This window comes from Streptomyces sp. (assembly GCF_036524955.1).
GTDB lineage: Bacteria > Actinomycetota > Actinomycetes > Streptomycetales > Streptomycetaceae > Actinacidiphila.
On the sequence record NZ_DATDBG010000092.1, the window covers coordinates 1 to 8037 of the forward strand.

An 8037-nucleotide genomic window follows, 5' to 3' on the forward strand; every position below is an offset into this window, starting at 1 on the left:
CCACACACATTCCGAAAAAACACACAACAAAACCACACACGACCACGCGCGTATCGATCTCGAAAGGTTCCACCGGAATAGCCGCCCGGGGACCGACCACAGCCGGCGCTCACATCGGACAACCCGGAGAACCCTACGCACCACCCCCACCAGTGTCAACCCGTGCTGATCAAGGATCGCGTCAAGACCGGCGGCTGATCCGGGCCAGGGCCGGCTCGGATCAGCCGAGGTCTTCCAGGCGACCGCCGCCGTCCGGTTGGGAGGACTCCACTCGGCGCAGGAGACGGGTCAGGATCTCGCCGAGGGCGGCCCGTTCGACGGGGGTGAGGTCCTTGAGGAGTTCACCCTCGAAAGTGGCGGCGAGGCGCATGGTCTGGAGCCACTTCTCACGGCCCTCGTCCGTCAGCTCCACAATGACGCGGACCCGGTTGGACTCGTCGCGTTGCCGGGTGACCAGCCCCTCGGCGACCATGCGGTCAATGCGGTGGGTCATGGCGGCCGGGGTGAGACCGAGGCGCTTGGCGAGGTCGCCAGGGCCGAGGCGGTAGGGCTTGCCGACCACGACGAGGGCCTTGAGCACCTCCCACTCGGAGTTGCTGATGCCCAGGTCGACGAGCTGGCGGCCGTACGCCACGTTCATCCGGCGGTTGAGCCGGCCCAGCGCCGTGACCACCTTCTCTATTTGGGGGTCCACCTCGGGGAACTCGCGCTGGTAGGCGGCGATCTGAGCGTCGAGGTCCAGCTCCTGGGGAGCTCCGGAGGAACCCGGGGCTGCGGTCATGGAATGAGTATGACACGAAAGAGCGTTGCGCTAAAGGCCTTCGCTATGTAATCTTTAGGTTCGAACTTTAACTCTGAAGTCTTCACCTCGAAGACTTCCTGCCAAGAGAGGTGAGCGTGACCACCGCCATGGGCGCAGCGCTGCGCCGGATCCAGATCGGGAACGCCCTGAGCGCGTTCGGCAACGGCTTCACCGTGCCCTTCACGTTCGTCTACGTGTCGCAGGTGCGCGGGCTGGGGGCGGGCATCGCAGGCGCGGCGCTCGCGGCCTTCGCCGTCGCCGCACTCTTCGTGCTGCCCTTCACCGGCCGCCTGATCGACCGGCGAGGCCCGGTACCGGTCGCTGTGTCGGGCACGGTGCTGGCGGCTTCCGGCTCCCTCGGTCTGGGTCTCTCCGGCAGTGCGCCCGCTGTCATGGCGGCGGCGGGAGCGCTGGGTGCCGGGATCGCCGTGGTGCAGCCGGCGCTGGCCACGATGATCGTGTGGTGCTCCACGACGCTCACGCGCTCACGTGCCTTCGCGACCCAGTTCTTCCTCAACAACCTGGGTCTCGGCCTCGGCGGGCTGGCCGGCGGCCTCCTCGTCGACACGGCTCACCCGGCGTCGTTCATCCGCCTGTTCGCCACAGAGGCAATGATGTTCCTGGTGCTGGGCGCTGTGGTCGCCACCGTGCGACTGCCGCGTGCCCCGCGCCTGGAGAAGGCGGCCAGGACCGAATACGGCGAACCCTCGTCCGGAGGCTGGCGGGCACTGTTCCGGGACCGGGCGATGGTGATGGTGTGCGCGCTCGGGTTCGTGATGTTCTTCGCCTGCTACGGGCAGTTCGAGTCGGGCCTGTCGGCGTTCGCGGTCGAGGTCGCGCGGATCTCGCCGACCACGCTGGGTATCGCGCTCGCGGCGAACACTGCGGTGATCGTGCTGGCGCAGTTCGTCGTCCTGCGGCTGGTCGAGTACCGGCGCCGTAGCCGGGTGATCGCTCTGGTCGGCCTGGTCTGGACGGTTGCCTGGCTGGTGGCCGGGGTGTCCGGAGCCGTGCACGGCAGCCGTGCCATGGCGGTCGCCACGATCATCTCGGCGTACGCGCTCTTCGGGCTCGGCGAGGCGATGCTGGCGCCGACGGTGGCCCCGCTGGTGGCCGACCTGGCCCCCGCCCGGATGGTCGGTCAGTACAACTCGGCCTTCGCCCTGGTGAAGCAGCTCGCCCTCGCCCTCGGCCCCGCCGTGGCGGGCGTGCTGGCCGCAGCCGACGCGTACACCGCGTACATAGCGATGCTGGTGGTCTCCTCCCTGGCCATCTCGGTGACAGCCCTCCTGATGGGCCGCCATGTCACGCCAAGCCAGGACAGTCCGCTGCACCCCTCCCGTGTGGTGGCCCGCTCCGTCCCCCACTCCGAGCCGGCACCATCCGGGCCGAGCCCGACTGCCGTCCAGCCGGAGGCGTCCGGCACCGAGCGAATATCCGCCTGACGCCGACGGTTCGCCGGGCCTGCCACTCGGACACCCGCCGCCCGCAGGGTCGCCCGAGCGGCAGCCCGGCGGGTCGGACGGCCCGGCGATCCCTACTCCGGGAGGGCGAACTCGCACCAGACGGCTTTGCCGCCGCCCGGGGTGCGACGGGAGCCCCAGCCGGAGGCGATCGTGGCGATGATCGAGATGCCGCGGCCCGCCTCGTCGCCGGGTTCGGCACGGCGGCGGCGCGGGAGATGGTCGTCACCGTCGGTGACCTCGATGATCAGGCGCCGGTCGGTGCGGCGCAGGCGGAGCCGCATCGGCGGGGAGCCGTGCTTGAGGGAGTTGGCGACGAGTTCGCTGGCGGCGAGCACCCCGAGGTCGCGCAGGTCGACGGGGAAGCGCCAGGAGGCGAGGACCCCGGAGGCGAAGGCACGGGCGCGGGGTGCGGCCTCGACGCCGCCGAGGAGTTCGAGGGAGGCGTTGCGGAAAAGCTCGGCGTCGGTGCCGGTGTGGTCGGGGTACTGCAGGACCAGGACCGCCACATCGTCGTCGTGTTCGGAGGTGACGCCGAGCGAGCGCATCAGGCGGTCGCAGATCACTTGGGGTGAGCCGGTCGCACCGGCCAGGGCGCGGGTGAGGGCGTCGACGCCCTCGTCGATGTCCTGATGGCGGCGTTCGACCAGGCCGTCGGTGTAGAGGACGGCGGTGCAGCCGGGGCCGAGCGGGACGGTGCCGGAGGTGTGGAGCCAGCCGCCGGTGCCGAGCGGCGGGCCGGTGGGTTCATCGGCCCGGTGGACGGTGCCGTCGGGGTCGCGGATGAGGATGGGGAGGTGACCGGCGCTGGCGTAGGAGAGGCGCCCCTCGCTGGGGTCGTGCACGGCGTAGACGCAGGTGGCGATCTGGGTGGCGTCGATCTCGGAGGCGAGTCCGTCGAGGAGCTGGATGACCTCGTGCGGCGGGAGGTCGAGGCGGGCGTAGGCGCGTACTGCGGTGCGGAGCTGGCCCATCACGGCGGCGGCGCGCACGCCCCGGCCCATGACGTCGCCGATCACCAAGGCGGTGCGGCCGGCGCCGAGGGTGATGACGTCGTACCAGTCGCCGCCGACCGCGGCGTCGGTGCCCCCGGGCTGGTAGGTCGCGGCGACGCGGAGATCGTCGGGTTGTTCGAGTTCCTGCGGGAGGAGGCTGCGCTGGAGGGTGACGGCGGTGTCGTGGAGGCGGCGTTCGCTTTCACGCAGGCGGTCGGCGGACAGGACCTGGTCGGTGACATCGGCGGCGAAGACGAGGACGCCGCGGCGTTCGGGGTCGGAGTCGTCGACCTGGACGGGGGTGCAGGTGAAAGTGAAATAGCGCTGGCGGGTGAGCGAGGAGCCGTCCGCCCAGGTGATCTTGCGGGCTTTGACGGTGCGCGGTTTGCCGCTGCGGTGGACCTGGTCCATCAGCGGGAGGAGGCCGAGTTCGTCGAGTTCGGGGAGGGCGTCGCGGGCCGGGGCGCCGGTGCCGCGCGGGCCGAAGACATCGGTGTAGGCGTCGTTGACGAAGCCGACGCGGTGGGCGGGCCCGTGGGTGACGGCGATGAGGGCCGGGAGCCGGCTGAGGACGCCGGAGACATACGGTTCGCCGGTGCCGGTCGCCGTGCCGGGGCCCGGGACCCGGAGACAGTCGGCGGGGTCGGCGCTGCCCGGGGTGCCGGGGGCGGTCCCGGCCGTTGGGGTGGCGGTGGCCGTGACGGGCTCGCCGGACCTGCCGCGCGCTGCGGGTACGGCACTGCGTCGCTGTGTTCCGGGGAGCCGGGCGCCCCAACGCGTAAGGTTCAACCGTCCGATTCCTCATTATTGTCACGCTTTGCCAGTGCTGGTGCACGCGTAGTCACACATCCAGTGTGGCCGAACGGCGGCCCCGGGGGGAATCGCGCGGGCTCGGGCGGGGCGCCGGGGGGTCGGGAGTGGGTTCGGCGGGTGGGCGGCATCAGAGGGTGTCGGGGTCGCGGTCCTGTCCGGCGGCGAGTTCGAACTCGGCCCGCGGGTGTTCCAGGGAGCCGAGGGAGACGATCTCCCGTTTGAAGAGCCCGGAGAGCGTCCATTCGGCGAGCACGCGTGCCTTGCGGTTGACGGTGGGTACCCGGCTGAGGTGGTAGGCGCGGTGCAGGAGCCAGGCCGGGTAGCCCTTGACCTTGCGGCCGTAGACCTGCGCGACGCCTTGGTGCAGGCCGAGGGAGGCGACGGAGCCGACGGACCGGTGGCGGTACTCGGTGATCGGGCGCCCGCGCAGTTCGGCGATGAGGTTGTCGGCGAGGACGCGGGCCTGGCGGACGGCGTGCTGGGCGTTGGGCGGGCAGTCGGTGCCAGGGCGGTCGGCGGTGAGGTCCGGGACGGCCGCCGCGTCGCCGGCCGCCCACGCCGCGTCGGTGCCGGCGACCCGTAAGGTGGCCTCGGTGCGCAGCCGGCCGCGTTCGGTCAGCGGCAGCCCGGTCGCGGCGAGGAGGGGCGCCGGCTTGACACCGGCGGTCCAGACCACGGTCCTGGCGGGCAGTCGGTCACCGTCGGAGAGCACCGCGACCCGGTGTTCGCAGGACTCCAGGCGGGTGCCGAGACGGATGTCGACATTGCGCCCGCGCAGCTCCCGGATCGCGTACGCGCCCATGGCCTCACCGACCTCGGGCAGGATTCGCCCGGTGGCCTCGACCAGCACCCATCTCAGGTCCTCCGGCCGGAGGTTGTGGTAGTAGCGGGTGGCGTAACGGGCCATGTTCTCCAGTTCACCGAGCGCCTCCACGCCCGCGTAGCCACCGCCGACGACGACGAAGGTCAGCGCCGCCTCGCGGACCTCCGCGTCCCGGGTGGAGGAGGCGATGTCGAGCTGTTCGAGCACGTGGTTGCGGAGCCCGATGGCCTCCTCGACGGTCTTGAAGCCGATGCCGTACTCGGCCAGCCCCGGCACCGGCAGGGCGCGGGAGACCGAACCGGGTGCGATCACCAGGTGGTCGTACGGGACCTCCAGCGCGCCGCCGCGTTCCTCTTCGCTCGCGAGGGTGACGATGGCGGCGACCCGCTTGTCGTGGTTGACGGCTTGCGCCTCGCCGACCACGATCCGGCACTTGTGCAGCACCCGCCGCAACGGCACCACGACGTGCCGCGGTGAGAGCGAACCGGCCGCCGCTTCCGGGAGAAACGGCTGGTAGGTCATGTACGGCTGACGTTCGACGACCAGGATCTCGGCCTCCCCCCGCTTCAGCTTCCGCTGCAGTCGCAGCGCGGTGTACATACCGACATAACCCCCACCGATGACGAGAATGCGCGGTGTGCTTCCCCTGGCCATGCCTGCCGACTCCGTCATTGCTCCATGACGCAATGCGGAGCCGCCGTTTGTCCACAGGGCGGACGCGGTCATTCCTGAGAATCGATGACCGACCAGGTCAGCGGGGGCTCGCACCGACGGGTGGAGGCCACCCCGCTCGGAGCCCGACCGCCCCCAGGCGCACGGGAGTTGACTGAGCGGAACACGCCCTCTTCTTTCTTGACGCGCCCTCAACTATGTTCGTATCTCGTAGAACCTGCGCGGGACGCGCAGCAATCTTCGTTACGGGTGGGGAGTCTCCGGGGGGAGACAATCAAAATTTCCGGGGGATAGATATATGCACATTCAGGACTCGCAGCGCACGACCGGAACGGCAGCAGCAGCGGCAGGAATCGCGGGAACGGCGGTGACCTCGGCCGTAGCGGTGGCCGGGGCCGGAACGCAAGGACGGAGCGAAGGCGTGAACCGGTCGGGCCCACTGCGGGTCGACGCCCAGCGCAATCTCGAACACGTGCTGCGGGCCGCCCGTGAAGTCTTCGGCGAGCTGGGATACGGCGCCCCGATGGAGGACATCGCCCGCCGCGCCCGGGTCGGCGTCGGTACCGTCTACCGCCGCTTCCCCAGCAAGGACGTGCTGGTCAGGCGGATCGCCGAAGAGGAGACCGCACGGCTGACCGAACAGGCGCGCACCGCGCTCGGCCAGGAGGACGAGGCCTGGTCCGCGCTCGCCCGCTTCCTGCGCACCTCCGCCGCGTCCGGCGCCGGACGGCTGCTGCCGCCCCAGGTGCTGCGCGTACAGTCGGCGGCGAGCGCGTCGCCTGGCCCCGGGGCGGCACCCGGGGTGCCGGGCGTTCCGGGCGCCGCCGAGCCGGTCCGGGTACCCCAGCAGCGCACCCGCCTGGTCGTACCCGGTGCGGAGTCGGCCCCCGCCGACCTCTCCGGTCACGGCCAGGAGGCCCGCGACACGGACGGCATCCGAACCCTGCTCGACGTCGTCGGCCAGCTCGTGGAGCGGGCCCGCGCCGCCGGCGAACTGCGCGGTGACGTCTCGGTCGCCGATGTCCTGCTCGTCATCGCAACCGCCGCGCCGGCCCTGCCCGACGCAGCCCAGCAGGCCGCCGCCTCCGCCCGGCTGCTCGACATCCTGCTGGAGGGTCTGCGCTCCCGGCCAGGTGAGCGGATCGGGGAACGGACAGGCGAGCGGAGCGGGGGCGGGTCCGGGGAACCCGGCACAGAGCCCGGCCCCGAGCACATGGGGGACGCCGGCCCGCAGGGGTAACGCGCGCACCCGCTCCCCGCGACGCTGCGCCATTCGAGTGAACGAGGAGGATACGAGAGCGGTCCGGCCACGGACGGGTGGTTCCCGCATACCCCATGACATGTCGCCCTTCCGCTGTGTCACGCTTCCCCCGAAATGAGGCAACCGGGGAATCCGGCGCCGTGGCGGGTTCGGAGACGGGTGACGGGCTGCCGTCGCGCAGGGTTCCGGGGCAGCGCGATCCGATCGCACGCCCCGAGGCCGTATTCCCGGACTCATCGACGACGGCGCCCGCAGCGGGGTCGGCAGCCGCTCGGGTGCCCGCTCCCGCCCCTGCCCACGGCGACCTGCACGCCACCGGGCACCCCGAGCCCGGCCACGAACCCCGCGCGGCCTCCGGCGCCCACGACCACGCGGCCTCGTCCGACGCCGAACTGGTCGCCCAGGTCCGCGGCGGCCGGGACAGCGCGTACGAGGAGCTGTACCGGCGGCACGCCCGGTCCGTACACCGTTACGCCCGCTCCTGCTGCCGCGACGCACACACCGCCGAGGACCTGACCGGCGAGGTCTTCGCCCGTACCCTCCAGGCGATCCGCGGCGGGAGCGGCCCGGAGTCCGCAGTACGCGCCTACCTCCTCACCACCGTCCGGCGGGTCGCCGCGTCCTGGGCCGACACCGCCAAGCGTGAGCAGCTCGTCGAGGACTTCGCGGTGTTCGCGGTCACCGCCGCCGGTACCACCGCCACCGAAACGACGGCGGAGCTCGGCGCGGGCGTACGCGCCATGCGGGAGGCCGATCAGTCGCTCGCCATCCGGGCGTTCCGTACCCTGCCCGAGCGCTGGCAGACCGTACTGTGGCACACCGCCGTCGGGACGAGTCACCGAGTGGCATCGCCCCGCTGCTCGGCCTGACCCCCCAACGCCACGGCTGCACTGGCGCACCGTGCCCGCGAGGGCCTGCGCCAGGCCTATCTCCAGGCGCACGTCAGCAGCACGCTCACCGCCGGGGGCGAGTGCGCGCGGTACGCGGACCGGCTCGGCGCGCACGCCCGAGGTGGCCTGCGCATGCGCGCCGACCGGGAGCTGAACCGGCACCTCAAGCAGTGCGGGCGGTGCAGCGCGGCCTCGCTGGAACTGGCCGACCTCAACCCGGCGCTCAAGGGGCTGCTGCCGGTCGCGTTCATCGGCTGGTTCGCCGCCGTCCACGCTGCGAAGGCCGCGGGCGTCGTCGCGGCGGGCGGGGTGGCCGCC

Annotated in this window: 5 protein-coding genes and 1 pseudogene; 3 read left to right on the forward strand and 3 right to left on the reverse strand. The window is 71.9% G+C overall.

The features are described from left to right. Nucleotides 1–220: 220 nt before the first annotated feature. Entirely contained in the window at nt 221–781 is a 561-nt protein-coding gene (locus tag VIW71_RS08565) for a MarR family winged helix-turn-helix transcriptional regulator (RefSeq protein WP_331621441.1), read from the reverse strand. A gap of 116 nt (nt 782–897) precedes the next feature. Between VIW71_RS08565 and VIW71_RS08570 the strand changes: the two genes are divergently transcribed. Further along, nucleotides 898–2247 (forward strand): MFS transporter, encoded by a 1350-nt coding sequence (locus VIW71_RS08570; RefSeq protein ID WP_331621442.1) that lies wholly within the window; start codon nt 898–900, stop codon nt 2245–2247. A 92-nt stretch (nt 2248–2339) separates the two neighbouring features. On the opposite strand, the gene VIW71_RS08575 is transcribed toward VIW71_RS08570, so the two are convergent. Beyond that, complete coding sequence (locus VIW71_RS08575; RefSeq protein WP_331621443.1) at nt 2340–4049, reverse strand: ATP-binding SpoIIE family protein phosphatase; 1710 nt, start codon at nt 4047–4049, stop codon at nt 2340–2342. A gap of 151 nt (nt 4050–4200) precedes the next feature. Next, entirely contained in the window at nt 4201–5568 is a 1368-nt protein-coding gene (locus tag VIW71_RS08580) for an NAD(P)/FAD-dependent oxidoreductase (protein ID WP_331621444.1), read from the reverse strand. A 298-nt stretch (nt 5569–5866) separates the two neighbouring features. On the opposite strand from VIW71_RS08580, the gene VIW71_RS08585 reads away from it, so the two are divergent. After that, the gene (locus VIW71_RS08585; RefSeq protein ID WP_331621445.1) at nt 5867–6808 is read left to right on the forward strand and encodes a TetR/AcrR family transcriptional regulator; all 942 of its coding nucleotides are present in this window, start codon (nt 5867–5869) and stop codon (nt 6806–6808) included. Between the two features lie 116 nt (nt 6809–6924). After that, nucleotides 6925–8037: pseudogene (locus tag VIW71_RS08590) on the forward strand (RNA polymerase sigma factor); the annotation flags it as partial.